The sequence below is a fragment of the Bradyrhizobium sp. WSM3983 genome (assembly GCF_000473045.1).
Classification (GTDB): domain Bacteria; phylum Pseudomonadota; class Alphaproteobacteria; order Rhizobiales; family Xanthobacteraceae; genus Bradyrhizobium.
Genome location: NZ_AXAY01000006.1, coordinates 237,472 through 261,075 on the forward strand (window position 1 = coordinate 237,472; position 23,604 = coordinate 261,075).

The window sequence follows — 23,604 nt, forward strand, 5'->3', positions numbered from 1 at the left end:
CTGGAACATGGCCGAGCAGGTGCCACGCGCGGCAGTGAGAATCGCCTTCGTCGTCACGCTCTTCGCATTGACGGCCGCACCAGCGCTCGCCGCCGGAATGGACGCGGCCGCGATCGCTTCCGCCGAGCCTTCGAAGAAGACCCTCTCGAACGCAAAGCCGACCCCGGCGGGCGTGCGCCTGCAGGTCCTGCTGGACAGGGCGCACTTCTCTCCGGGCGAGATCGACGGCAAATTCGGAGAGAACGCCAGGAAGGCGCTTCGCGCTTATGCGGAAGCGCGGCAATTGCCAAGCTCGGATGAGCTGACGGAGGACGTCTGGAAGGCGCTGCAGGCGGACGGCCGGCCGCCGATGGGGACCTATACCATCATCGACAAGGACGTCGCAGGCCCGTTCCTGCACAAGCTTCCAGCCAGGATGGAGGACATGAAGGACATTCCGAAACTCGGCTACACCAGTCCGCGCGAAGCGCTGGCCGAGAAGTTTCACATGAGCGAACAGCTGCTGGCGGCGCTCAATTCGGGACGCCATTTCGATCACGCCGGCGAGACCATCGCCGTCGTTGATACGAGCGACGCAGGAAGCGCTGCGCCTGCCAAGGCCGGCAGAGTGGAGATCGATAAGACGCGGCAAACCGTAAAACTGTTCGACAAGTCGAATGCGCTGATCGGCTTTTATCCGGCAACCGTGGGCAGCGAGGAGAAGCCGTCGCCCTCAGGCACGCTGAAGGTCACCGAGATCGATCCCAATCCGACCTACCGCTACAATCCCGCTTATCACTTCAAGGGCGTGCATTCCCGAAAGCCGTTTAAGATCATGCCCGGTCCGAACAATCCGGTCGGCACGGTGTGGATCAACCTGTCCGCCGACGGCTACGGCATCCATGGCACGCCGTCGCCGCAAAATATCTCCAAGCGACAATCGCATGGTTGCGTGCGTCTGACGAATTGGGACGCCGAACGCGTCGCAGCCAGCGTCGCGAAAGGGACGCCGGTCGCGTTCGTGGAAGGCGGCGGATGATGCCAGCGCCGGTCGCGAAGGCCGGAAGACAGATCCTCAGACGCTCGTAAGCCAGGTTGCGAGTGGCGTTTTTCCAAGCCGCGCCTCGCCGAGCGGGATCAGCGAAGTGTCGCCAATGGGGGCGCCGTAGTACTGCGCCGTGCGGTCTCCCATCACAGGGCGGCTGTCGCCGGCCGCCTTCAGGCGCCGCGCGACGAACTCATTGAAGGGAGCCTTCTCGGGACCAGCGAGATCGATCGTGCCGTTCAGTGGTCGCCCTGTGGCGACCTCCGCGAGGCAATCGGCCACGTCGTCGGAGGCAATCGGCTGAAACAGTGCTGATGGGACGACAATCTTGCCGGCAGTCACACCCGCTTCGCCGATGGCGCCGAGGAATTCGAAGAACTGGGTGGCACGCACGATCGAGTAGGGGACAGAAGAGCCCTTGACGACCGTCTCCTGCGCGAGCTTGGCACGGAAATAGGCGATGTCGGGCGAGCGGTCGGTCCCCACGATCGACAGCGCGACATGGTGCTTGACGCCAGCTTTCGCCTCGGCAGCGACGAGGTTCTTGCTTGAACGCTCGAAGAATTCGAGCACGGCGGCAGGCTCCCAGGATGGCGAATTGGCGACGTCGACGACGACATCCGCGCCAGTCAGCACTGTGGCGAGGCCTTCCCCCGTCACGGCATTCACGCCGGACTTCGGCGAGGCCGCAATGGCCTCATGGCCCTGTTGCTTGAGCTTCGCCACGAGCTTGGATCCGATCAACCCGGTCCCGCCGATCACGACAATCTTCATGCATGTCTCCTCAACATTTCGGAACGTGAGTTGACCAAATCCAGCGCATGCTCACGCTCTCTTGCTGCTAAACGTGATGCGAGATGCATCTTAACAGAGTTGCTGGGCACGCTCTTGCCTGTAACGGGCCAGACTTGCCGGAAAATGCTCAGGAGCCGTGCGTTCCTAGAAAAATTGGTAAGGGAGCATTCCCTTTGGCTCGACGGAATGATCGTCCCGCCAGTTTCCCGCAGCCAAGGTGATCTCTATCCAACCGCTGGGCTCATGCCGCAGCTCCCGTATTCCGGACCGCCGCGCGAAAACGCCGGGCATGAAACTCCGCGATGCCGTCCTTGGGATAGTCGTGCAGGAAGCCGGAGAGCCGGACCAGGGTGGTGTCGGCCGCGCCGTCCTGGGCGATCGCCGCAAAGACCTCGTCCCAGCGTTGGCACATGATAATTTCGGCCTCATTGGCCAGCGCCAGCTCGCCACGCAGCTCGCTGATCTGTATCGGCTCGGCAAATCCCTTCGGTGTGATGCTGTCGACGCTGCGGAACAGGAACGCATCGCCGACACGGGCGCGCACGGCGGCACTGACCAGCACGCGTGTGCCGTAGTTCTTGTTGAGGCCTTCGAGCCGTGACGCCAGGTTCACGGTGGCGCCGAGCGTGGTGTAGTTCATCCGGTCGCTGGAGCCGACATTGCCGATCACGGCGTCGCCGACATGTAGGCCGTACCGCGTGTCGTAGGGCGGCCAGCCCTCGCGCCGAAACTCCTTGTTCAGGGCCTCATTGGCGGCAAGGCAGGAGAGAACGGCGCGGCAGGCGTTGAGGGTGTGATCGGGATCGTCCGCTGGCGCATTCCAGAGCGCCATCACGGCGTCGCCGATATATTTGTCGACTGTGCCCTGGTGCCGCATGATCTCGTCCGACAGCGCCGCGAAATAGCGCGAGGTGTAGATCATCACCTGCGACGGATCGGCCCGCTCGGTCTTGGCCGTGAACTCGGCGACGTCAGTGAACAACACCGTGACCTCGCGCCTGCTGCCGCCGAGACGGAGCGACGAGCCGGTCTCGATCAGTTGCCGCACAATAGGGCGCGGAATGAAGCTCGCAAAGCTGCTGACCACGCTGCGCATGGTGAAGACCGAGCGGCCGAGCTCCTCGATCTCGGCGATGGCGGAATGGATGCGCGGCCGTTCCGCGATGTCGAAGCGCTGGATCGCGTCGGTCTCTTCGACCAGTTTTCGCAGCGGCTCCGCCATCCGTGACCCCAGCCAGAACGCGAACGGCAGCGTGGCGCCGACGAAGGCCAGCGCCAGCGCGAACAGTGTGCGGCGCTCGTTGATGATCCGGGCGTAGAATTCGTCGAGCGGCGCGACGATCGCGAGCCGGACGTTGGCCGAACCGGCCGTATCGAGCCGGTGGACCGCCGCGATATAGGTCCGGCCCGCCGCGTCATTGAAGAATTGCTGGGCCGAACCGCCGTCGCGCCAGGAGCGGATGATTGGGACCAGCGCGGGCAGCTTGAGCGCGCCGATCTGCGGCAGATCGTCCTGCCGCTCCGGGATCTCCGTCATCAGGCGGCTCATCTCGGGATGGCCAACGATGCGCTCGGCATCGTTGAACAGGAAGGCCAGCCCCGATTGGCCGATCCTCTGCTCCGCCAGCATGTCCTCGAACCGGTTCAGCAGCACGTCGCCGGCAACGACGCCGTGGCGGCCTTCTTTCAGCGGCGTCCGCAGCGTGTAGCCGGGCTCGCCCGTGGCGTAGAAGACGTAAGGCCCGGTCAGCAGCGTCTTGTCGTTCTTGAACGCCTCGACATACCAGGGCCGCTTCCGTGGGTCATAGCCGGCGGGCCCCACGACTTCCGTAACCTCGATCAGGTTCTCCGACAGATACTGCGTGACCGGTACGCTGCCTGCGGTGCGCGAGATCACGACCAGCCGGAACACCGCATCCTGATCGACCTTCAGCCCCGCCCGGAACGCCGGTCTGGCGCGATCGATCACGTCCATCTCGATGAACGAGCCGTCCTCGTAGCCGACGTAGAGATTGAACAGCCGCGGATTGTTGCGCAGCATCGCCGCCATCAAGCTGTAGAGCCACGAATTGTCGGCGATGTCGGCTTCCTGGATCGCGGGCAGGCCGGACAGGATGTCGAGATTGTCGCGCACATTCTTGAACTGCTCGTCGACGTGATCGGCGCCTAACTGCGCGACCTTCTCGATGAAGCCGGAGGCTGCGGTTCGCGTGATCACAGTCACGCGCTCAAAACTGAGATAGACCAGCGTCAGGCCCACGAGCAGCACCACGCCCAGGAACACCGTGATGATCGATGTCTGGAAGCCGATGCGGAATTGCCGCTTGCTGCTTGTCTCTCCGGTCATCGGAGCTGCGTGACGCCTCCGTCAGTACTTTCGAACAATCGGTTCTGTCGCGGCCGGCGCGTCACGAAGCCGATCGCCGCGCCCGCGGCGATCGCACCGCCTCCCGGCCAATGGAGGATATTCCCAACAGGAGCTTTCGGCGATTGATCGTCTGGTCAGCCTCGGATTGGTTGTTGTTCTTCTCCAACTCGCTGCTCATGCGATACTCCTATGTTGCAGCAGATCCTTGTTCGTGGTGAATGACGAGCGGCATCCGCACCACGCAGCGGAAGCCGACATGGCTGGTCGAGGTATCGTCCGGCTCGGCGTGCCGTGCGGCGGGGCGATAGCGGCGGCAGTAATTGGGTGCGCAGAGATGCGAGCCGCCCTTCAGGACCTTGCGGGGAATCCTGATGTCGGGGAGGCGAGGGTCGTAGCTGGCGTCCTCGTGGCCTCCACGGGGATTTTGTGGAATGCAGCAGGGTTTTGCAGCTTCTGCCGCGTGTCTGGCCGACCACCAGTCGGAGGTCCATTCCCAGACATTGCCGATCATGTCGTAGAGGCCGTAGCCGTTCGGTGGGAAAGCCATGACCGGCGAGGTACGCTCGTACCCATCCTCGCCGAAATCCCGGACGGGGAAGTTGCCCTGCCAGATATTGGCCATGTGCTTGCCACCCGGCATAAGCGCATCGCCCCAGGCGAACTCTTCGGCCTCGAGGCCGCCGCGCGCGGCAAACTCCCACTCGGCCTCCGTCGGCAGGTCCTTGCCGGCCCAACGAGCATAGGCCGCCGCATCGCTATAGGAGACGTGCACCACCGGATGGTCGTCGAGACCCCTGATGTTGCTGCCGGGGCCGTAAGGATGGCGCCAGTTGGCGCCGCGCATGAAGGACCACCACTGGCTCCAGTCGGTGAGGTCGGTGATGCGCGGCAGCGGCGAGAACACCAGCGATCCCGCGTAGAGCATTTCCTTCAGTGCGCCGGGATAGTCCCTGGGATCCGGAACGATCTGCGCTTCAGTGACATGGCCGGTCGCGTTGACGAACAGCTTGAACTGTCGGTTGGTGACCGGCGTACGATCGATCCAGAAGCCGTCGACGGAGACGCGATGGCTCGGCGCCTCCTCGGGATAATGATGGTCGGACCCCATGCGAAAGGTCCCGCCGGGAATGAAGACCATCTCGCCGGTCTTCACATCATCCGGCAGCCACTCGCAGTGACCAAGATCCGCCCGCAGCATAGTGGAAACTCCGATACGCACATTCCACTGACGCTACGGTGCGGACTTTGACAGACTTCGACGGCGGTACATTGCCCGGCATGTTGGACGCATGGTCTGGTTCCCTCTTTTTTGGCGTTCGGGGAGAGGAAGACGCGGCATTGCGTCAACATCTCTTTCCTTTGCGTGCCCGCATTCCAGCACGCGGCTCATAGTTGCCGCGTGCACTTCTGCCATCCGCAGAGCGCTTTCGATCGATATCGCTAAGGTTGCAAAAGGTATCCGAAGATTGGACTGCTGTGATGTGCAGTTTGTGCCAGTACGCGGGAGCAGCAGGTGAGACTTAATTGACCCATGTCGCAAATTCCTCAACCCCCAGGGTTATGTAGCGCAAACCTCGCGTCAAATTCGGCGCTGATTTGCCTCAAAACGCGAGGTCAGTCTGCCGCACCCACCTCGCGTTGTAGTGGTATTTCATTGCCGCCTGCCGCAGAATAGTCGCGCTTCAGTAACAGAGTACAGCCATGGGGAAATTCCTTCTGGTTGATTCGCGTAAGCTGGACGGTTTCGAAGGACTTCATCAGGCCGTTCACGGCTCGCATGTCGATGTGATGCAGCTCGGACGTGGACGGCTGCGTGGAACGCTGTCGCACATCGGTATCGGCGACTTTTCGCTTAGCATCGGCAGCTTCAACGTCGGCATGCGCACGCAACGTGTGTCCAGCGACGACAAGCTGATCATCGGAATGCTGCTCGCGGCCGAGCAGCGCGTCGCCCACTGGTCGTTCGATATGCAGCCCAACGATGTGCTCGTGATCCCGCCGCTGCTCGAGCATGATGGGGTCTTCCACGGCGCATCCGCTTACGCTGCGATGCGCCTCGATCTCAACGACGTTGCGTCTCTGTTTGGCGGCGAAGCGAGGCTCAGCGATCCCGACACCTGGCGCAGCCGCGGTCATTTCAGAGCCGACACTGCAAACGGCGCGATCGCCACGCGCCGTCTGGTTGCGATCATGTCGCATCTGCGCACCAACGAGCTGGGCTTGACGCAATCGACCGCCGAATACTGGAAGCGGGCGATCGTCGAGTGCATGGCGGTCAACGTGATGTCGTCGCTTCCCCCCGATGATAGCGGATGGCTGCCTTCGGCACGACGGCTGATCCGCAGGGTCGAGGACTATCTCGACGAGACCGGCACGCGCCCGGTTCACGTGTCGGAGATCTGTGCCGCGCTGGGCGTGTCGCGACGGACCTTGCACCGCGCCTTTCAAGAGGTGTTCGGTCTCGGCCCGGCGAGCTTCCTCCGGCACAAGCGGCTCTGCGCCGTTCATTCCATCCTGCACGAGAGCGCACCAGGCTCGACCACCGTGGCGGCCGTTGCGATGGGGCAGGGCTTTTACGAACTCGGTCGGTTCGCGCAATACTACCTTGCGATGTTCGGGGAGCGCCCGTCACAGACGCTCGGACTGGCAACATTGCCGACAGCCGGCGAGGGCGTCGCCAGAGCCTAGCGCCGCCGGGGCTACGACGATGGCGCGCGTGTCCCTACGCGTTCGACGAGGCGGATCAAATAGCCGTCGGGATCCTGGACCAGGAATTCGCGCTGCCCGACCTCCTGATCGCCGACCCGATACCAGGCCTCGTTCGGCGGTTCGTAGAGCGCCCAATTGGCTTCGCCGAGTGCTCTCAGCACTGGATCGATGCCGTCGACGACCATCTGGAAATTGATGCCATGTCCGAATGGACGCTACATCTCGGCCGTCTCCCAGCGTCCGTTCATGCCGGTGTTTTGCCCGACGTGTCAAACGGCCAACGAAAACCGTTGAGAAAATAACCCCGCAGCTACTGTGCATGGGGTTGTTTTCAAGATCTGGGACGGCTCCAGCCTCACGCCGCGCAGACGATTACGCCGTACCAGCCAAGCCCGCGGTAGGTCTCGTAGCCCGGCGTCGCATGGAAGGCGATCATCGTGCCGGAGCGGTCGTGATAGACGCCGGAGCGCTGGCCGTTGAGCGACAGCGAGATGCGCTCGCTGAGGATGCCCTGGCCGTCGGAGGCCGCGATGACGCGGAAATGCGAGTCGACCAGCAGCACGCGGGCCTTGTCGTTGTCGCCGACGCGCACGCCCTGCACGATCGCGCGTGCCTGCGGCTCCCAGTCGAAATGGATGGCGAGCACGCCGATCGGGGCGCCGTTGGCCTGGCCGCCGGCGCGGACGCTGGCGCAGTAGGTCGCGACCTGGGCGTTGCCGAGCAGCTGCTGGTTCTCGACGTCGCCGGCAACATAGTCGTCGCCGGAGCGCAGGGTCTTCGCCTCGCGAAACCACTTTGTGTGGGCGACGTTCTGGCCGACGACGCGAAAGCGATCGGCCCGGCCGTTGGCGATGACGTTGCCGTCGAGGTCGCAGAGCCAGAGGTCGAGATAGACGGTGTAGGCGCCGAGGATGACGCCGAGCCGCTGCGAGGCGTAGGTGACCGCCGCCGGAGCAGGCGAGGCCGCGCAATCGACCAATGCGGAATCGGTCGCCCACCAGCGCACGTCGCAGGTGCGCTCATAGAGGTTGCGGTCGATCAGCTCGATCGCGTTGAGCGACAGATCCATCATGCGCTCGCCGCGCGAACGCTGGCTCATGCGGTCGATCGAGGCGACGAGATCGCCGGTGCGTTTCGTCAGCTGCGTCTCGAGCTCGCGCGCGATGGTCTCGACCTGCTGGCCGACACCGCGCACCTCCTGCGCCACCACGGCGAAGCCCGCGCCTTGCGCGCCGGCACGCGAACTCTCGATCAGCGCGTTCAGCGCCAGCATCTTCATCTGGTTGGTGATCTGCTGGATCGACTTGGTCTTGTCGACCGCGATCTGGTTGACCTCCGCGGTCAGGCGATTGATCAGCGCGGAGATGTCGGAATCATCATCGGAGGGTTCGGTGGTGGTCGGCTTGGTTTTCAGACCCAGCGCAGCAGACATCGGGAACTTCCCTTGGCAATGAGGCCTGATCTGCAACGAACACGGAACAATCACTTACAGATCGAATACGAGTCTTTTTCTAGGATTCAACCTAACGCCTGCTTAATTTGCTATTCCGCGGAATGCCCAAATGATAGTCAGTCCGGCCGGTCGGGTAGCCATCCACCGCTTTGTGAGCCGTGGCCGTTGCAAATGCCCGGAGTTTCCCAGCCAATCCCCTAAGCCAGTGACCGGGCGCCTAGCGTGATCGTCCGGGCCCCGGGTCTCAACAGATTGCCTCTCGTCATGACGCCGCCCGCCACCGCCTTGCCCGTCGAAATGCCCCAGGCCTTCCTGGGCGTGGCGCGCTCGCTGACCGACAAGCTCTGGCGCAGCCGGCTGGATGCGCGCGGCGCCGCCACGGCCCTCGCCATCGTGCAGCGTCACCAGCTGCCGGAATTGCTGGCGCGGGTGCTGGCCGGCCGCGGTGTCGAGATCGACGCGGTGCCTGACTTCCTCGATCCGACCATCCGCAAGCTCATGCCCGATCCGTTCACGGTGACGGAGATGGAGGGCGCCGCAAAGCGCATCGCGGATGCGGCCGCGCAGGGCGAGACCGTCGCGATCTTCGGCGACTACGACGTCGACGGCGCGACGTCGGCGGCGCTGCTCGCCTGGCACCTGCGTCATTGCGGGCTCGACCCGCTGATCCACATTCCCGACCGCATCTTTGAGGGCTACGGCCCCAACGTCGAAGCGGTGCGCGGGCTGGCCGCAAAGGGCGCCACGCTGCTCGTCACAGTCGATTGCGGCACCACCAGCATCGAGCCGCTGGCGGAGGCGAAGCGGCTCGGCATGTCCGTGGTGGTGATCGATCACCATCAGGCCGGCACGGAGCTGCCGGAGGTCGATGCGCTGGTCAATCCGAACCGGCTCGACGATCTCTCCGGCCTCGGCCATCTCGCCGCCGTCGGCCTCGTGCTGGTCACGCTGGTCGCCGTCAATCGTGACCTGCGCCGGCGCGGTTTCTGGAACGCGGAGATGCCCGAGCCCGATCTGCTGGGCATGCTGCATCACGTCGCGCTCGGCACCGTCGCCGATGTTGCACCGCTGATCGGTCTCAACCGCGCCTTTGTCGCCAAGGGGCTGATCGCGATGCGGCGGCGTGACCATGTCGGCCATACCGCGCTGATGGACGTGGCGCGGCTCAACGGTCCGCCGGAGGCCTGGCATCTCGGCTTCATGCTGGGGCCGCGCGTCAATGCCGGTGGCCGTATCGGCCGCGCCGATCTCGGCGTGCGGCTTTTGCTGGAAGGCGACAGCGTCGAGGCTGCGCGGATCGCCGCCGAGCTCGACCGCCTCAACGGCGAGCGCCGCGTCATCGAGCAGGCCGCCGAAGCGCAGGCCGAAGCCGAGGCGCTGGCTTCGATTGGCCTGGAGGACAAGCTCGGCGTCATCGTCACCGCGTCCGAAGGCTGGCATCCCGGCGTGGTCGGCCTCGTCGCGTCCCGCCTGAAAGAGAAGTTTTCGCGGCCCGCCTTCGCCATTGCGCTCGAGCCCGGCGGCATCGGCACTGGCTCCGGCCGCTCGATCGCCGGCGTCGATCTCGGCAAGGCGGTGCGGCAGGCTGTCGCCGACGGCATCCTGCTCAAAGGCGGCGGCCACGCGATGGCCGCGGGCGTCACGCTACGGAAAGAGAAGCTCGCCGAATTCCGCGCCTATCTGGAGAACGCCCTGGCGCGAGACGTCGCCGAGGCGCGCCATGTCAACGAGCTCTACATCGACGGCGCGATCTCGGCGCGGGCGGTAACGACGGATCTTGCGGCCACGCTCAACCGCGCCGGTCCGTTCGGCAGCGGCAATCCGGAAGCCGTGTTGGCGCTGCCGGCGCATCAGCTCGTCTTTGCCGACGAGGTCGGACAGGCGCATTTGAGGCTGCGCTTCAAGTCGGGCGACGGCGCCATCGTCAATGGCATCGCGTTCCGTTCGGCCGGGCAAAAGCTAGGCAATGCACTGCTGGCCAACCGGGGCCAGCAATTGCATGTCGCAGGCTCCTTGTCGGTCGATCGCTATCAAGGTGCCGAGCGCGTGCAGTTTCGCGTCATTGATGTCGCACTACCGGACCAGGGGCCATCCGTGATCAGATAACGGCCTCAAACAACGAACCTCAAACAACAAAAAGAAAGGGAGTGAACATGGCAGGGCAGGTTGAGGGCAAGGTCGCACTGGTGACGGGCGGCGCGTCCGGTATTGGCGAGGCCGTCGTCGAGCTGTTCGCGCGCGAGGGCGCGACCGTGATCGCCACCGACATCGACGAGCTGCGCGGCCCCGCGCTCGCCGGGCGTATCACCAAGGCCGGCGGCAAGGCGATCTTTCTGGAGCAGGACGTCACCAGCGAGGAGCGCTGGATCGAGATCGTCGCAGAGATCTCGAAGCGCTATGGCCGGCTCGACATCATGGTCTCCAACGCCGGCATCGGCATTGCCGTGCCTTCGATCGTCGACATGACGCTCACCGACTGGCGCAAGCAGAATGCGATCAACCTCGACGGCGTGTTTCTCTCGGTCAAGCATTGCTTGCCCTTGATGCGCAAGCATGGCAGCGGCTCGATTGTCATGATGTCCTCGCTGGCGGGGCTGCGCGGCGCGCCGGGGTTGTCGGCCTATTCGGCGACCAAGGGCGGCGTGCGGCTGTTCGCCAAATCGATCGCGATGGAGTGCGCGGCGGCCGGCGACGGCATCCGCGTCAACTCCGTGCATCCCGGCATCATCGACACACCGATCTGGGGCAAGATCCCGACCGGGGCAACTGGCGCAGGCCAGAACGCACCAATCGATCTCGAGGAACGGGCCAAGGTCGCAACCCCACTTGGCCGCGCAGGTCAGGCCGCAGAGATTGCCTCCGGCGTGCTGTATCTGGCCTCGGATGCCTCGCGCTACGTCACTGGCAGCGAGCTGGTCATCGACGGCGGCATGAATGCCGGCGGAGTGCCGCGGCGGGCGTGAGGCGCGCAGGGCAGGGCGGCTGCCGCAGGGGCTGACGCGCAGGCGCCGGCCCTGTAAAACGCTGGCGTCTCCTGCCTGAAAGAGGTCTCCTTCGCCATGGCGCACAGCCTTCACGCCTCCTCACCCGCGCCCGTCCGCTCGAACCGCCCGGACCTCGCCACCGATGCGATCCGCACCGCGCGCGAGGATCTCGCCGCTTGCTTCCGCATGGCTGCGCGCTACGGCTTTGAGGAGGGCATCTGCAACCACTTCTCGGCCGTCGTGCCCGGCCATGACGACCTCTTCCTGGTCAATCCTTATGGCTACGCCTTCCGCGAGCTAACGGCATCAAAGCTCTTGATCTGCGATTTCCACGGCCATGTGCTCGACGGCGAAGGCGAGCCCGAGGCGACTGCCTTCTACATCCACGCCGAGATGCACAAGCGCCTGCCGCGCGCCAAGGTCGCCTTCCATACCCACATGCCTTATGCCACGGCGCTCTCGATGACCGAGGGCGATCCCCTGATCTGGGCCGGGCAAACCGCGCTGAAATTCTACGGTCGCACGGCGGTCGATCGCGACTACAACGGCCTCGCGCTCGACAACCGCGAAGGCGCGCGCATCGCGTCAGCCGTGGGCGATGCCGACATCGTCTTCATGAAGCATCACGGCGTGATGGTGCTGGCGCCGACGATCGCGGAAGCCTGGGACGATCTCTACTACCTCGAACGCGCGGCCGAAGTGCAGGTGCTGGCAATGTCGACGGGACGGAAGGTGCTGCCGGTCGATTCCGCGATTGCAGCCGAAACCTACAAGCAGATGCGCGAAGGCGATTCCGAATCCGCGCGATTGCATCTCGCCGCGATCCGCCGCCAACTCGACGCGGAAGAGCCGCAGTACCGGCACTAAGCTTACGATCCCTGCCGCAGCTTCGCCAGCACCTTCAGCCCGCCATAACCATCGGCTGGCGTGATCCCGGCGCGCTGCTGAAAATCCTTGATCGCCTTCATGGTGTCGTTGCCGACGCGGCCGTCGGTGCCGCCGGTATCGAAGCCGGCCTTGGTCAGCCGCGTCTGCATCTCCTGCACCTCTGCGAGCGTCAACGCGCGCTCGGAGCCGGGAAAGGGCTGAATGAACGGCGGCGCGCCCAGGCAGCGGTCGCCGAGATGGCAGATCGCGAGCGCATAATTCATCGAGGGATTGTAGCTCTTCACCGAATAGAAATTCGGCCCCAGCAGGAACGTCGGCCCGCCCGCAACCGGTGTCCACATCTGCGCGGATGCGTTCGGCTGCGGAAATGCCTGGCCGTCGGCGCGGGTGACGCCGGCCGTCTGCCACGCCGCATAGGTGCGGCTGCCGCTCATCTCGCCGGACGCGCGGACCTCGTAGCCCCAGTGCTCGCTGCGATGCCATTTGCCGCGATTGACAAGATATTTTGCGGTCGAGCCCAGCGCGTCATCGGGCTTGCCGAACGGCGACACCTTGCCGTCTCCGTCATAGTCGATGCCGACATTGAGCCAGACCTCCGGCATCCATTGCGAATGACCCATCGCGCCGGCCCATGATCCCTGCATCTCCTCGGGCGTGCTCCAGCCCTTGTCGACGATGCGCAGCGCATTGATCAGTTCGGTCTCCCAATAGGCTTTTCGCCGCGGCTCGTTCCAGGCGAGTGCGGCAAGCGAAGGAAACACCGGCGTCATGTGGTTCTGCTGCACCAGCGGATCGCCATACGCCGACTCCACGCCCCACAGCGCCAGCAGCGTGCCGCGCTCGACGCCGAAATCGCGCTCGATGCGCGCGAGCAGCGCCTCGTTGTTCTTCAGCGCGATCTTGCCGTTGATGATGCGCCAGTCGGAGACGCGGCGGTTGATGTATTGCCAGACCTGCTCGTGGAATTCCGGCTGGTTGCGCATCTGCTTGAACACGCTCATGTCGGGCTCGACCCGCGCCATCGCGCGCTGCCAGGTCGCAGCCGAAATGCCCTTGGCCATCGCACGTGCGCGAAAGCTCTCGCGCCATTCGTCGAAGCCGGCAGGCGAAGCGAGAACACGCGTCGGGGCTGCGAGCAGGGCAGTGGCGCCGATTGCCGATTGGAGCAGCGCGCGGCGAGTGTGATTGGCCGAGGAATCAGCTTGTTTCATGGAGGCATTGTAGCGTGAAACATGGCCGCTGCGAGCAGGTTCCCGAAACGGTGGAACAAGCCATAGCATCGGTATGTCCCGGAACAAATTGTCGCGCTCCTGCATTCCCAGCAAGACCGTGATTCATTACGACAACGATTGACGGAGCAGGCCCCGGGTAATCGCCGGGGCCTGCCTTCAACGAAACTTCGGGGTGGAATGAAGATACGCACACATGCGGAAAGCCATGTCGTCGAGCTCGACGACGGATCGTGCTGGCAGATTTTTCCCGGCGATCTTGCGGCGACGCTGAGCTGGAAGCCTGAAACCAATCTGCATCTGGAGCCGAGCGGCGACCGGATGAGCTCGCATGTGCTGGTGAACGCCGCGGACAGAACCCGCGTCCGGGTCATCGCGGCCGGCGAAACCTGGCCCGACGGGGAAGTCAAGAGAACGTTGAAGGGCGGATAGCGCAGCCGGCGGCGACGGAGCAGGCGACTAAGCCTCGTCCTGCAGATCGGCTGCGATGCCGGCAAGCCAGCGGCGGACAGTGATCTCAGCCTTGCTGTCTAGCCCCGTCACCAGGCGCTTCTCCAGCTGGAGCACACGGTCCCGGCATGCCTTGAGCCGCATTGCACCACGCGGCGTCAGCGTCCATTGCTGGATGCGGCCGTGGACGGGATGCCGTGTCATCACAATCGCGCCGTCGCGCTCGAGATTGCGGATGATGACGCCTACGGTCTGCGGCGTCAGGAAGGTGAGGCGGGCGACATCGGCGCCTGATAGTCCCGGATAGGCATTCAGCATGGTCAGCACCGCGAATTGCGGCGAGGTGATGCCGAGGTCGGCCAGAGTGCGCTCCATCTTCAGCCGCACCGCGGCGTGGGCCTGGCGCAAGAGATAGCCGAGATAGCCTTGCTCGCCGCGCTTGCCTTGGCCGGGTGCGGGCACGTGCACCGGGCTATCCTTGGCAGCGGCGGGCGCGTTCCGTCCCGGTTGCGATCTTGTGATGTCGGCAGACTTGCGCGTCATATAAGAGCTCTTATAAGATATAAGCATTCGTATAATAACACGAGGTGAACGGCAATGTCACACGCCCGCGGCGAATACGAGGATTTCAAGAGGATTGCGCCGGACGCGTATGATCTGGTGCTTGCTCTGGGCCAGGTTGCAGCCAAGGCCGGCCTCGACAAGCAGCTCCTTGAGCTCGTCAAGTTGCGCGCCTCGCAGATCAACGGCTGCGCCTTCTGCGTACAGCATCACGTGCTCCTCTCGGAGCGACTGGGAATCCCCGCGGACAAGCTGCATTTGGTCGCGGTCTGGCGAGAGGCCCCGATCTTCTCGCCGCGCGAGCGCGCTGCATTGGCCTGGACCGAGGCACTTACTTTGCTGCCGGACGGCTTTGGTGACGAGGTCTATGCCCAGGCGCAGAACGAATTCTCCGAGACGGAGCTGACCTATCTGACTTCGGCGGTCGCTTCGATCAACGTCTGGAATCGGTTTGGCGCGGCCTTTCGCTGGACCCCGCCGAAGCGCCCAGGCGCCGCGCAAACTGCTGCATCCTGATTGCTGAGAGCGGGGAGGTTGTCATGACTGCATTGAACTTGACCACCATGCAGCGCCCGATGCCAGTGCGCTCGATGGCGCTGGCCGTCGTCGGAGGACTCGCTTGCGCGCTTGCGGTCGGCAAAGTGCTGCCGGTGACGATGGACGCCGTATCAGGCGCGCTCGCGCCGCTCTGTGTGACAGCCGCGGAGAGCTCGCCGCTCGACAAGGTTGAGCCAATCGGTTCCTACGCCTTGCCCAATGTGCCCGGCAAGCGCGTGACCATCGTGCGCGTGTTTTACGGTCCTGGCGGGTTTTCGCGGCCGCACCGGCATGCCGGCTCGGTGACCGCCTACATTACCAGGGGCGATATCCGCTCGCAGCTCGGTGGCGGCCCGGTCGAGACATTCGGTGTCGGCCAGTCCTTCTTCGAGCCGCCAGGCGCGACGCATCTGGTCTCCGCCAATGCCAGCACCACGGAGCCCGCCGAATTGATTGCCGTGTTCGTTGCGGATGAGGGTGCGCAACTGACGACGTATCTGGATTAGCTGGCTGACAGTATCCCGGATGTCACTTCGCTCATCCGGACTACGATCGGCGGCGCCCGGTCAGTTCTCTTCGCTGCTCGATCCCTCGCGCTGATCGGGCTTGATCACATCCTCGGGCAGCGCGTGTGCGACGGGCTGCGGGGTGCTGGCGATCTCCGGGCCGACCTCGCGTCCGCGGGCTCGGATCAGGCGTTCATAGGCCGAGACCAGCGTGGCGTAGGGGCTGACCCAGATCCAGCCATCGCGGGTGAACACCTGGATGTCGAAATGCAGGTGCATCGACGTGCCGGCGGGATGGTCGAGATAGTTCGAGATCACACCTATCTTCTCGCCTTCGGTGACGATACGGCCATTGAGCACCCCGTCGGCGTTCATCGCCTGCGGATTCATGTGCATGTAGCGGAAGCGGATGTGCTCGGTACGGCTGTTGACCTCAAGCGTCGCCGCCTGGTCCTTGGAGGCACGGATTATCACGGCGTCGCGCGCGGCTACGACGCCGCGCTGCTTGGGATCGCAGGGTTCGCGGCCGTCACCGAGCGAGGGGCAGTCGGCGGCGCGGATGTCCTCGCCCTGGTGGCCATAGCCGCCGCCGCACTGCGAGACCTCGAAGCTTCGTGACTCGCAGAAATTGTCGCGCCAGGGATAGGCGGTCGGACGGTCGTCCTTATCGCGCGTGGCGTAGGATTGGGAATGCACGAAGCCCGGCGCTTTTTCGAGCGGAAAGCGGATCTGCGCATAGGCCATCGCGTCGGGATGGCCGCCCTGCTTGCGATAACCAGTGTTCGGGATAATGTCGCCGCTCGGCCGGTAGCTGAAATCCGCCGATCGTCCTGCGGGACGATCGATCACGGCGGAGGCAACGTCCATCAGCGGCCGCGCGCGCTGACCGCCGGCGACATGCAGCGCCTTCAGGAAGCGCTCGGCAACGGGGTAGGCCTCCTTGCAGGCGAGCCGCCGCGGCTTCGCGACGCTGTCCAGGCACTGGACCGACACCACATAGGCGGCGCCGAAGCGTGTGAAGGCATAACGCACATAGCCTTCGCGGATGAACCTGCGGAGGTCCGGATAGATGGTCGCAAGTGGCTTGACCGGCTCGCCCTTGCCGCCGGCGGGGTCGGCGATGTCGTAGACGAGCGCCGATCCCGTGATCTGAATCTCGACCGGCTTTGTGAACACGCGTGTCGGCATGCCGTCGCCGGCGCCGGACTCTAACGAGAAACTCGCGCTGTAGCCGGCAGGTCCGGCGTCGAACATGTCGGCGGGGTTGAAATCGGCCTGGTAGCGCGGCAGCGCCAGCGGGACAGACGTACTGCTGCGTTGCGCCTCGAGATAAGCGGCGGCATCGAACGGGAGCAGCACGGGAACGGAGCTGCGGGCAATGCCGGTGAAGAACTGCGAGGAGACCGCGTTGAGCTGCACCAGCGCCGGCATCGCGCGTGGATCGAAGCGCGGTACCGAACGGCGCGGCACGAAGATGAAATCGCCGGCGACCAGTGGGCGGCTGTTGATCTCGGTGCGGAGCTGGTCGAGCGCTGCGCGCCAATCGACGCGCAGACCTGTGAGTGAGGGGCTGCGGAATTCGTCCGCGGTGAGCGGCGTTGCGAAGGAGAGCGAAAGCGACGCCAGAACAAGCGAGACGAAGCGGAAACCCTTCCTACCCACTGTCTCGCCCCCCGGCGGCCACCTGTTTCGATCCCTCGCTTAGTCCTTGGCGCGCTCGGAGTAGGAGCCGTCTTCGGTCATCACCACGATGCGGGTGCCGACGGCGATGTGCGGCGGCACGGTGGTGCGGATGCCATTGGAGAGCACCGCCGGCTTGTAGGAGGACGAAGCGGTCTGGCCCTTGGTCACTGGCTCGGTCTCGACCACTTCCAGTGTCACGCGCTGCGGCAGCGCGATCGACACCACGTTGACGTCGTGCGTCGACAATTTGACCGTCATGCTCTCCTGAAGATAGGCCGCAGCGTCGCCGATGACGTCCTTGGAGACCTGGACCTGGTCATAGGTCTCCGGGTTCATGAAGTGAAAACCGTCACCGTCTTCATAGAGATAGGTGAAGTTGCGCTCTTCGATCGTGGCCTTCTCGACCTGGTCGGTGGTCTTGTAGCGTTCGGAGATCTTTACCCCGTCCGAGATTCGGCGCATTTCGATTTGGCTGACCGGCGTGCCCTTGCCGGGATGGATGTTCTCGGCGGTTACGACGACATACAGTTTGCCGTCTTGCTCGATCACGTTGCCTTTGCGAATAGAACTGGCGATGACTCTCAAAGCTATATTTCCTGCTTGCTTGGCCCGGCACCGGCCAGGACGTGGTCAAATCGATGGGGGACTTGGGGCCTCAAATCAGACCTCGGCGCCCGTTTCGGGCCGCAACATACGCATTTTGTCGTTGAATGCCAGCATTTTGCTGGCCTGCGGGATGGCCGGGTAATGGCTGGGGACAAGCCGATTTCGCCATTCTGGGCGCCCGGGCGGCACCTCGACCGGCGACCGTTCCTCCAGGCCAGGGGGGCCATCACCGGGGCGATACGGGGCTTTTTCGCCGAGCAGGGCTTCGTCGAGGTCGAAACCTCCGTTCTCCAGGTCTCCCCCGGCAATGAGACCCATCTGCACGCCCCCCGGACCGAGATCATCCAGCCTGATGGCAGCCGGGCCAGCCGTTACCTGCGCACCTCGCCCGAATTTGCCTGCAAGAAGCTGCTGGCGGCCGGCGAGGAGCGGATTTTCGAGTTCGCCCGGGTGTTCCGCGACCGCGAGCGTGGCGACCTGCACTTGCCCGAATTCACCATGCTGGAATGGTACCGGGCGGGCGCCCCCTATGACGACATCATGGCCGACACTGTGGTGGTCATTGCCCGCGCGGCGCAGGAGACAGGAATCGGGACCTTCGCGTTCCGGGGCCGGACCGCCGACCCCTTCGCCGAGCCGGAGCTGCTGACGGTCGCGGGCGCCTTCGAGCGGTTCGCCGGGATCGACCTGCTGTCGACAATCTCGGGCAACGAGGGTAACCGTGCAGCGCTCGCCCAGGCGGCGGCCGGTAAGGTCCGCGTCGCCAACGACGACACCTGGTCGGACATTTTCAGCAAGGTCCTGGTCGAGCATGTCGAGCCGCATCTCGGGCAGGGGCGTTTGACCATTCTGTTCGAATACCCATCTCCAGAGGCGGCATTGGCGCGGGTGAAGACCGACGATCCCAGGGTCGCGGAACGGTTCGAGGTCTATGCCTGCGGCGTCGAGCTCGCCAACGGCTTTGGCGAACTCACGGACGCCGAGGAGCAGCGCAAGCGCTTCACGGAGTCCATGGCGGAGAAGCAGCGGCGCTACGGCGAGGCCTATCCGCTGGACGAGGATTTTCTGGCCGCGGTCGCCCAAATGCCGGAGGCGAGCGGTGTCGCGCTCGGCTTCGATAGGCTGGTAATGCTGGCAAGCGGCGCAACACGGATTGATCAGGTGGTGTGGACACCGCCTGCAAATGAAGCGTTACGTGAAAAATGACGAAAACCAATCTTGCACGGACCTTGCGCGAGCCGGCCGAACTTGTGGCCGCGGACCTCGTGCCTGCCACGGCGCTGCCCGCGCTCGAACGCGTCGCCGCACGTTATGCCGTTGCGATCACACCGGCGCTGGTCGATCTGATCGACAAATCGGATCCCGACGACCCGATCGCGCGGCAGTTCGTTCCGACGCCGGCAGAGCTCGAGATGCAGCCGGGCGAGAACGCCGATCCGATCGGCGATCACCCGCATTCGCCGGTGTCAGGCATCGTGCATCGCTATCCCGATCGCGTGCTGTTCAAGCTCGTTCACGTCTGCGCGGTCTATTGCCGCTTCTGCTTCCGCCGCGAGATGGTCGGACCCGGCAAGGAGAACGCGCTCTCGGACAGCGCCTATCGCGCCGCGATCGATTACATCCGCGCCCATAGCGAGATCTGGGAGGTGATCCTGACCGGCGGCGATCCGCTGATGCTGTCGCCCCGCCGGCTGAGCGAGATCATGGCCGATCTCGCCGGCATCGTTCACGTCAAGATCATTCGCCTTCATACCCGCGTGCCCGTGGCCGACCCTGCGCGGATCAGCGACGACATGGTCGCGGCGCTGAAGGTCGAGGGCGCGACGACCTGGGTCGCACTGCATGCCAACCACGCGCGCGAACTGACGGGACCGGCCCGCGACGCCTGCGTGCGGCTCGTCGACGCCGGGATCCCCATGGTGAGCCAGTCCGTGCTGTTGCGCGGCGTCAATGACAACGTCACCGCTTTGTCGGATTTGATGCGGGCCTTCGTCGAGTGCCGGATCAAGCCCTATTACCTTCACCACGGCGATCTCGCGCCGGGCACTGCGCATCTGCGGACGACGCTGGCGCAGGGGCAGGCGTTGATGCGGCAGTTGCGCGGCCGGGTATCAGGAATGTGTCAGCCTGACTATGTCATCGACATTCCCGGCGGCGCCGGCAAATCGCCGGTCGGGCCGAATTATGTGTTGGCGGTGCAAAATACCGCACCGGAGACGCGTGATGCGGCATCAGAAACGCGCTATCGTATCGTTGACTATTGCGGCGACGTTCATCTCTATCCGCCCGAGGCTTGAGCGGCCAGAGAACGCCGGTTTGAGGAATGGAGGATCGGACATGAAAAAGGTCATCGTGGCAGCATCGCTCGCGATCTTGCTTGGCGGCACGGCGATTGCGCAGACCGGCACCAAGGGATCGTCGACTTCAGGCGGCGCCTCGTCGGGAACGCTGCCGCAGGCGCCGGTTGGTCACCGCCAGCCGCGCGCCGGCGACGTGCCGAACGAGAAAAATCTGAGCGATCCGAACAATCCCGTGAACAAGGAAGACGCTCTGCTCGACAAGAAGATCAAGAGCATCTGCCGCGGTTGCTAGGCCGCCGCTGCGGGCAGGGCGCGAACAGCATCGCCCCGCCCGCCTTAGATCCGGCCTACGCGGAGCGCTCGTGCAGTCCAGCGCGCGCGGTATTGCGCCGGATCTCGACTGCATCGGCCAGCTGCTCGATCACATTTGCCGTGGTCGCCCAATCGATGCATCCGTCGGTGATGCTCTGGCCGTAGACCAGCGGCTTGCCCGGCACCACGTCCTGGCGGCCGGCGACGAGATTGCTCTCGATCATCACGCCCATGATGCGGTTCTCGCCGCCCGAGATCTGGCCGGCGATATCGGCCGTGACCAGCGGCTGGTTTTCCGGCTTCTTGCTCGAATTGGCGTGGCTCGCATCCACCATCACCAGCGGCGCGACGCCGGATTTCGCCAGATCGTTGCAGGCGGCTGCGACGCTTGCCGCATCATAGTTCGGCTTGCTGCCGCCGCGCAGGATGATGTGGCAGTCCTCGTTGCCCGCAGTCGAGGCGATCGCCGAGCGGCCAAGCTTCGTCACCGCCATGAAATGATGCGGGTGCGAGGCTGATTTCACCGCGTCGGCTGCGATGCGCACATTGCCGTCGGTACCGTTCTTGAACCCGACCGGGCAGGACAGCCCCGACGCCAGCTCGCGATGGATCTGGCTCTCGGTCGTGCGCGCGCCGATCGCGGCCCAGGACACGAGATCGGCGATGTATTGCGGCGTCGTCATGTCGAGGAATTCGGCACCGGCGGGGAGGCCCAGATTGTTGATGGCTGAGAGCACGTTGCGTGCGAGCCGCAGGCCCTTGTTGATGTCGAAGCTGCCGTCGAGATCTGGATCGTTGATCAGACCCTTCCAGCCGACCGTGGTGCGCGGCTTCTCGAAATAGACCCGCATCACGATCTCGAGCTGGTCGGCCAGATCCTCGCGCAGGGCGGCGAGGCGCTCGGCATACTCGAGCGCGGCTTTGGGGTCATGCACCGAGCAGGGACCAACCACGACCAGCAGGCGGTCGTCCTGTCCGTTGAGGATGGCATGGATGGCGTTGCGCGCCGCCATCACCACGCGGGTTGCCGTGAGGGTGCGCGGGACCTCCCGCATCACGTCCTCAGGCGTGCTCAGCTCTTTCAGTTCGCGGATACGAAGATCGTCGGTCGTGCTCAGCACGGCGGGCTCCTGTCTGTTTCTCGAACCTGCCGGCCAATAAAAAAGCCGCCAGGTCTGGCGGCTGTTCGGACGTTTGCTTCAATATTTCAGATTGAGCGCGATCCTCCTGCCGCCAGCGAGCTGTCGTAGCTAAAGTACCAAAAATAGCTGGTGGCGACGGTGATCATGCCGGTCATATAGCGCGCCGTTGGCGGATTGTCACCCCCAAAACGGCCTTCGGGCGTCGAGGCGCCTCAACTGTTGCTTTTGCGCGCCGCCAGCGCCATGCCGATCAGGGTGGCGCCGCCGAACAGCAGGTTGATGCCGACAAGCACGCCGATGGCCCATTCCGCCGAACTGGGCAGTCCCGCGATCACCATGAACGCGATCGCGATGTCGACGAGGCCCGAGATCAGGAGCCACGACCAGCGGCCGCTCAGCTCGCGGCGATGCTCCAGCGCATACATGATGGTGGTGACGCCCTCGGCGAGAAAATACGCGCCGAGCACGATGGTCAGCGTCAGCACGGCCTGCATCGGTCGCGCCAGCAGCAACATGCCGGCGAGTACGGCCAGTGCCGCCGAGATCAACGACCACCAGAAGCCGGGCGTGGCGCGGGCCCAATAGGTCACGATCAATCCGCCGATGCCGCTGATCAGGAACATCCAGCCGAGAAAGATCGTGATGGCAAGGCTTGCGAGCGGCGGCAGGATCAGCGCGGCAATGCCGAGAACGGCAAGCAAGATGCCTTCGAACAGAAAGGCCTTCCAATGCGCCTTCACCGCCTGGCTCATCGCGGATTGCAGCCGTGAAAACTCCTCGGGCGATGTCATCGGCAAGCTCCGGATCGAAACATGTGCGCTCAATCTAGTACGCACACGCCACGCTTGCCATCCCGCCGATCAACCGCCGCCGTGCGCTGACGAAAAACCCTCGCCACTGGTGCGGATGCGGTTGCGGCCCAGAACGTAGATCGCGGTCGTGACGACCAGCAGCGCGAGGCCGAGCAGGATCGAGACGAAGCCGATCGGGATCAGCGCCAGCGTCAGATTGCGGTCGGGGTTGATGAGCCAATGGTGGATCGAGGTCAGCACGAAGGCGAGGCCGAGGAAGCCGACGCCGCCGCCGGCGAGCCAGAGCGCCCACATCCGGCGCAGCTGGCTGAGCCGTTCCCGCGCGATATCGGTGCGGGGCGCGTGGTGGCGCGCGACGCGCCGTACCAGGCGCATGGCAAAGGCGATCGAGCTGAAGCCGATCAGGAGGCTCGTGCCGCCCAGCCACATTCGCAGTGTTGGATCAAGATCCGGCATGCGCTGGAGGGTGAGCAGCGGAAAGTCGAAGGCCGAATGCAGCGCCAGTGGGCCCGCGAAGATCAGTAGCCGGCTGGAGAGGCGGGCCCAGTCGCGGTGATGGCGGTTCGCGCCCAGCGCCGTGCCGGCGCGCGCGATCGTGAGATAGGCGCCGGCGATGATGCCGAGCGCGCCGTGGAACGGCACAGTGAGGATGCTGCGCAGCGCCGCCAGCGATCGCCACATCTCGGCGTGCTGCACCAGATAAGCGAGGTTCTCGTAAGCCGCGAAGCCGAGGCCGACGGCGGCGCCATAGACCACGGTGTCCATGGGGTTGGCGAAGGTCCGCCGCTTGGTCGAGGAGATCAGCACGATGGCGATCACCTTCACCGCCTCTTCGGGCAGCGCGACGCCGAAGACCGAATGCATGGCGAGCGCCACCCAGGGATTGTCGGGTGCCGCAACCATCTTGGCGAAGGGGGCCCGGGCGAGACCCAGCAGCGAGATGCTGGCCGCGCCAAGCAGGAACGCGGTCCAGACCTGGGCCGGCGGCCCGGGGCGTTCCTCGGCGGCAATGACAAGCCACAGCATCAGCAGCGCCGGGGCGATCGCGGCTGTTCCGATCACGGTGGGTAACGCTTCAATCAGATACATCGGCGCCGAAAATAGGTTCCCTTGGTCCGCTTATCTACGTCTCCCGATGCGACCATCTGTCATGCGCTTGCTGTCCCGTTGCTTAACAAGCGCGACAGCCAGGGTTCATCAGGACCGTAGAGTGTAGAATGCGAGCGCAATCAATTGCATGACAGC

Annotated in this window: 23 protein-coding genes; 11 read left to right on the top strand and 12 right to left on the bottom strand. The window is 64.4% G+C overall.

Features of this window, described 5'->3' with window-relative positions; genetic code table 11:
- The first annotated feature begins 7 nt into the window (after window positions 1-7).
- Window positions 8-1,018 carry a L,D-transpeptidase family protein gene (locus YUA_RS0112355; RefSeq protein ID WP_051383154.1) on the top strand — a complete coding sequence of 337 codons (1,011 nt, stop codon included), beginning with the start codon at window positions 8-10 and terminating at the stop codon, window positions 1,016-1,018.
- A gap of 36 nt (window positions 1,019-1,054) precedes the next feature.
- Here YUA_RS0112355 and YUA_RS0112360 read toward each other — a convergent pair whose 3' ends face one another.
- The 3 genes from YUA_RS0112360 to YUA_RS0112370 all read right to left on the bottom strand — a co-directional run bounded on the left by YUA_RS0112360 (window position 1,055) and on the right by YUA_RS0112370 (window position 5,385).
- The gene (locus YUA_RS0112360; RefSeq protein ID WP_027530979.1) at window positions 1,055-1,798 is read right to left on the bottom strand and encodes an SDR family oxidoreductase; all 744 of its coding nucleotides are present in this window, start codon (window positions 1,796-1,798) and stop codon (window positions 1,055-1,057) included.
- 262 nt (window positions 1,799-2,060) lie between these two features.
- The gene (locus YUA_RS0112365; RefSeq protein ID WP_027530980.1) at window positions 2,061-4,166 is read right to left on the bottom strand and encodes an adenylate/guanylate cyclase domain-containing protein; all 2,106 of its coding nucleotides are present in this window, start codon (window positions 4,164-4,166) and stop codon (window positions 2,061-2,063) included.
- 208 nt (window positions 4,167-4,374) lie between these two features.
- Window positions 4,375-5,385: a formylglycine-generating enzyme family protein gene (locus tag YUA_RS0112370; RefSeq protein ID WP_027530981.1), complete on the bottom strand. Its 1,011-nt coding sequence runs from the start codon at window positions 5,383-5,385 to the stop codon at window positions 4,375-4,377.
- A gap of 503 nt (window positions 5,386-5,888) precedes the next feature.
- Between YUA_RS0112370 and YUA_RS0112375 the strand changes: the two genes are divergently transcribed.
- Window positions 5,889-6,875, top strand: a complete 987-nt coding sequence (locus tag YUA_RS0112375) for a helix-turn-helix domain-containing protein (RefSeq protein WP_027530982.1) — start codon at window positions 5,889-5,891, stop codon at window positions 6,873-6,875.
- Window positions 6,876-6,886: 11 nt separating this feature from the next.
- Here the strand turns inward: YUA_RS0112375 and YUA_RS43850 are convergent, their stop codons facing one another.
- Entirely contained in the window at window positions 6,887-7,081 is a 195-nt protein-coding gene (locus YUA_RS43850) for a hypothetical protein (protein WP_051383155.1), read from the bottom strand.
- Window positions 7,082-7,251: 170 nt separating this feature from the next.
- Window positions 7,252-8,328 (bottom strand): methyl-accepting chemotaxis protein, encoded by a 1,077-nt coding sequence (locus tag YUA_RS0112385; RefSeq protein WP_027530983.1) that lies wholly within the window; start codon window positions 8,326-8,328, stop codon window positions 7,252-7,254.
- 285 nt (window positions 8,329-8,613) lie between these two features.
- Here YUA_RS0112385 and recJ point away from each other — a divergent pair, with 285 nt between their 5' ends.
- The 3 genes from recJ (at window position 8,614) to YUA_RS0112400 (ending at window position 12,200) form a co-directional block, all read left to right on the top strand.
- On the top strand, window positions 8,614-10,455 hold the full coding sequence (recJ, locus tag YUA_RS0112390) for a single-stranded-DNA-specific exonuclease RecJ (protein ID WP_027530984.1): 1,842 nt from the start codon (window positions 8,614-8,616) through the stop codon (window positions 10,453-10,455).
- Window positions 10,456-10,502: 47 nt separating this feature from the next.
- Entirely contained in the window at window positions 10,503-11,312 is an 810-nt protein-coding gene (locus tag YUA_RS0112395; protein ID WP_027530985.1) for an SDR family NAD(P)-dependent oxidoreductase, read from the top strand.
- Window positions 11,313-11,408: 96 nt separating this feature from the next.
- Window positions 11,409-12,200 carry an aldolase gene (locus tag YUA_RS0112400; RefSeq protein WP_027530986.1) on the top strand — a complete coding sequence of 264 codons (792 nt, stop codon included), beginning with the start codon at window positions 11,409-11,411 and terminating at the stop codon, window positions 12,198-12,200.
- A gap of 2 nt (window positions 12,201-12,202) precedes the next feature.
- Here YUA_RS0112400 and YUA_RS0112405 read toward each other — a convergent pair whose 3' ends face one another.
- Complete coding sequence (locus YUA_RS0112405) at window positions 12,203-13,432, bottom strand: lytic murein transglycosylase (protein WP_027530987.1); 1,230 nt, start codon at window positions 13,430-13,432, stop codon at window positions 12,203-12,205.
- 198 nt (window positions 13,433-13,630) lie between these two features.
- On the opposite strand from YUA_RS0112405, the gene YUA_RS0112410 reads away from it, so the two are divergent.
- The gene (locus YUA_RS0112410) at window positions 13,631-13,882 is read left to right on the top strand and encodes a hypothetical protein (protein ID WP_027530988.1); all 252 of its coding nucleotides are present in this window, start codon (window positions 13,631-13,633) and stop codon (window positions 13,880-13,882) included.
- A 27-nt stretch (window positions 13,883-13,909) separates the two neighbouring features.
- Here YUA_RS0112410 and YUA_RS0112415 read toward each other — a convergent pair whose 3' ends face one another.
- Window positions 13,910-14,443 (bottom strand): MarR family winged helix-turn-helix transcriptional regulator, encoded by a 534-nt coding sequence (locus tag YUA_RS0112415; RefSeq protein ID WP_027530989.1) that lies wholly within the window; start codon window positions 14,441-14,443, stop codon window positions 13,910-13,912.
- A gap of 54 nt (window positions 14,444-14,497) precedes the next feature.
- Between YUA_RS0112415 and YUA_RS0112420 the strand changes: the two genes are divergently transcribed.
- Window positions 14,498-14,977, top strand: coding sequence for a carboxymuconolactone decarboxylase family protein (locus tag YUA_RS0112420; protein WP_027530990.1), 480 nt, complete (start codon window positions 14,498-14,500; stop codon window positions 14,975-14,977).
- Between the two features lie 23 nt (window positions 14,978-15,000).
- Window positions 15,001-15,504, top strand: coding sequence for a cupin domain-containing protein (locus YUA_RS0112425; protein ID WP_027530991.1), 504 nt, complete (start codon window positions 15,001-15,003; stop codon window positions 15,502-15,504).
- 60 nt (window positions 15,505-15,564) lie between these two features.
- Here YUA_RS0112425 and YUA_RS0112430 read toward each other — a convergent pair whose 3' ends face one another.
- Both YUA_RS0112430 and efp read right to left on the bottom strand, forming a co-directional pair.
- Window positions 15,565-17,166, bottom strand: coding sequence for a peptidoglycan DD-metalloendopeptidase family protein (locus YUA_RS0112430; protein ID WP_027530992.1), 1,602 nt, complete (start codon window positions 17,164-17,166; stop codon window positions 15,565-15,567).
- A gap of 39 nt (window positions 17,167-17,205) precedes the next feature.
- A complete protein-coding gene (gene efp, locus YUA_RS0112435; RefSeq protein WP_027530993.1) occupies window positions 17,206-17,772 on the bottom strand; it encodes an elongation factor P in 567 nt (188 codons plus the stop codon).
- Between the two features lie 162 nt (window positions 17,773-17,934).
- Here efp and epmA point away from each other — a divergent pair, with 162 nt between their 5' ends.
- Genes epmA through YUA_RS0112450 form a run of 3 tightly spaced genes read left to right on the top strand, consistent with a single transcriptional unit; the run spans window position 17,935 to window position 20,385 of the window.
- Window positions 17,935-18,999, top strand: a complete 1,065-nt coding sequence (gene epmA / locus YUA_RS0112440; protein WP_027530994.1) for an EF-P lysine aminoacylase EpmA — start codon at window positions 17,935-17,937, stop codon at window positions 18,997-18,999.
- A complete protein-coding gene (locus YUA_RS0112445; protein WP_027530995.1) occupies window positions 18,996-20,090 on the top strand; it encodes a lysine-2,3-aminomutase-like protein in 1,095 nt (364 codons plus the stop codon). Before epmA ends, YUA_RS0112445 begins: the two co-directional genes overlap by 4 nt.
- A 40-nt stretch (window positions 20,091-20,130) precedes the next feature.
- The gene (locus tag YUA_RS0112450; RefSeq protein ID WP_027530996.1) at window positions 20,131-20,385 is read left to right on the top strand and encodes a hypothetical protein; all 255 of its coding nucleotides are present in this window, start codon (window positions 20,131-20,133) and stop codon (window positions 20,383-20,385) included.
- A gap of 55 nt (window positions 20,386-20,440) precedes the next feature.
- Here YUA_RS0112450 and YUA_RS0112455 read toward each other — a convergent pair whose 3' ends face one another.
- From YUA_RS0112455 to YUA_RS0112465, 3 genes are all read right to left on the bottom strand, one after another.
- Window positions 20,441-21,526: a 3-deoxy-7-phosphoheptulonate synthase gene (locus tag YUA_RS0112455; protein WP_027530997.1), complete on the bottom strand. Its 1,086-nt coding sequence runs from the start codon at window positions 21,524-21,526 to the stop codon at window positions 20,441-20,443.
- 233 nt (window positions 21,527-21,759) lie between these two features.
- Entirely contained in the window at window positions 21,760-22,338 is a 579-nt protein-coding gene (locus YUA_RS0112460) for an HdeD family acid-resistance protein (RefSeq protein WP_027530998.1), read from the bottom strand.
- Window positions 22,339-22,407: 69 nt separating this feature from the next.
- On the bottom strand, window positions 22,408-23,448 hold the full coding sequence (locus YUA_RS0112465; RefSeq protein ID WP_027530999.1) for a PrsW family glutamic-type intramembrane protease: 1,041 nt from the start codon (window positions 23,446-23,448) through the stop codon (window positions 22,408-22,410).
- Between the last annotated feature and the right edge of the window lie 156 nt (window positions 23,449-23,604).

Excerpts from the sequence above, each read along its gene's own strand:
- YUA_RS0112355 (WP_051383154.1), top strand. The coding sequence starts at position 8 with ATGGCCGAGCAGGTGCCACGCGCGGCAGTGAGAATCGCCTTCGTCGTC.
- YUA_RS0112360 (WP_027530979.1), bottom strand. The coding sequence starts at position 1,798 with ATGAAGATTGTCGTGATCGGCGGGACCGGGTTGATCGGATCCAAGCTC.
- YUA_RS0112365 (WP_027530980.1), bottom strand. The coding sequence starts at position 4,166 with ATGACCGGAGAGACAAGCAGCAAGCGGCAATTCCGCATCGGCTTCCAG.
- YUA_RS0112370 (WP_027530981.1), bottom strand. The coding sequence starts at position 5,385 with ATGCTGCGGGCGGATCTTGGTCACTGCGAGTGGCTGCCGGATGATGTG.
- YUA_RS0112375 (WP_027530982.1), top strand. The coding sequence starts at position 5,889 with ATGGGGAAATTCCTTCTGGTTGATTCGCGTAAGCTGGACGGTTTCGAA.
- YUA_RS43850 (WP_051383155.1), bottom strand. The coding sequence starts at position 7,081 with ATGGTCGTCGACGGCATCGATCCAGTGCTGAGAGCACTCGGCGAAGCC.
- YUA_RS0112385 (WP_027530983.1), bottom strand. The coding sequence starts at position 8,328 with ATGTCTGCTGCGCTGGGTCTGAAAACCAAGCCGACCACCACCGAACCC.
- recJ (WP_027530984.1), top strand. The coding sequence starts at position 8,614 with ATGACGCCGCCCGCCACCGCCTTGCCCGTCGAAATGCCCCAGGCCTTC.
- YUA_RS0112395 (WP_027530985.1), top strand. The coding sequence starts at position 10,503 with ATGGCAGGGCAGGTTGAGGGCAAGGTCGCACTGGTGACGGGCGGCGCG.
- YUA_RS0112400 (WP_027530986.1), top strand. The coding sequence starts at position 11,409 with ATGGCGCACAGCCTTCACGCCTCCTCACCCGCGCCCGTCCGCTCGAAC.
- YUA_RS0112405 (WP_027530987.1), bottom strand. The coding sequence starts at position 13,432 with ATGAAACAAGCTGATTCCTCGGCCAATCACACTCGCCGCGCGCTGCTC.
- YUA_RS0112410 (WP_027530988.1), top strand. The coding sequence starts at position 13,631 with ATGAAGATACGCACACATGCGGAAAGCCATGTCGTCGAGCTCGACGAC.
- YUA_RS0112415 (WP_027530989.1), bottom strand. The coding sequence starts at position 14,443 with ATGACGCGCAAGTCTGCCGACATCACAAGATCGCAACCGGGACGGAAC.
- YUA_RS0112420 (WP_027530990.1), top strand. The coding sequence starts at position 14,498 with ATGTCACACGCCCGCGGCGAATACGAGGATTTCAAGAGGATTGCGCCG.
- YUA_RS0112425 (WP_027530991.1), top strand. The coding sequence starts at position 15,001 with ATGACTGCATTGAACTTGACCACCATGCAGCGCCCGATGCCAGTGCGC.
- epmA (WP_027530994.1), top strand. The coding sequence starts at position 17,935 with ATGGCTGGGGACAAGCCGATTTCGCCATTCTGGGCGCCCGGGCGGCAC.
- YUA_RS0112445 (WP_027530995.1), top strand. The coding sequence starts at position 18,996 with ATGACGAAAACCAATCTTGCACGGACCTTGCGCGAGCCGGCCGAACTT.
- YUA_RS0112450 (WP_027530996.1), top strand. The coding sequence starts at position 20,131 with ATGAAAAAGGTCATCGTGGCAGCATCGCTCGCGATCTTGCTTGGCGGC.
- YUA_RS0112460 (WP_027530998.1), bottom strand. The coding sequence starts at position 22,338 with ATGACATCGCCCGAGGAGTTTTCACGGCTGCAATCCGCGATGAGCCAG.
- YUA_RS0112465 (WP_027530999.1), bottom strand. The coding sequence starts at position 23,448 with ATGTATCTGATTGAAGCGTTACCCACCGTGATCGGAACAGCCGCGATC.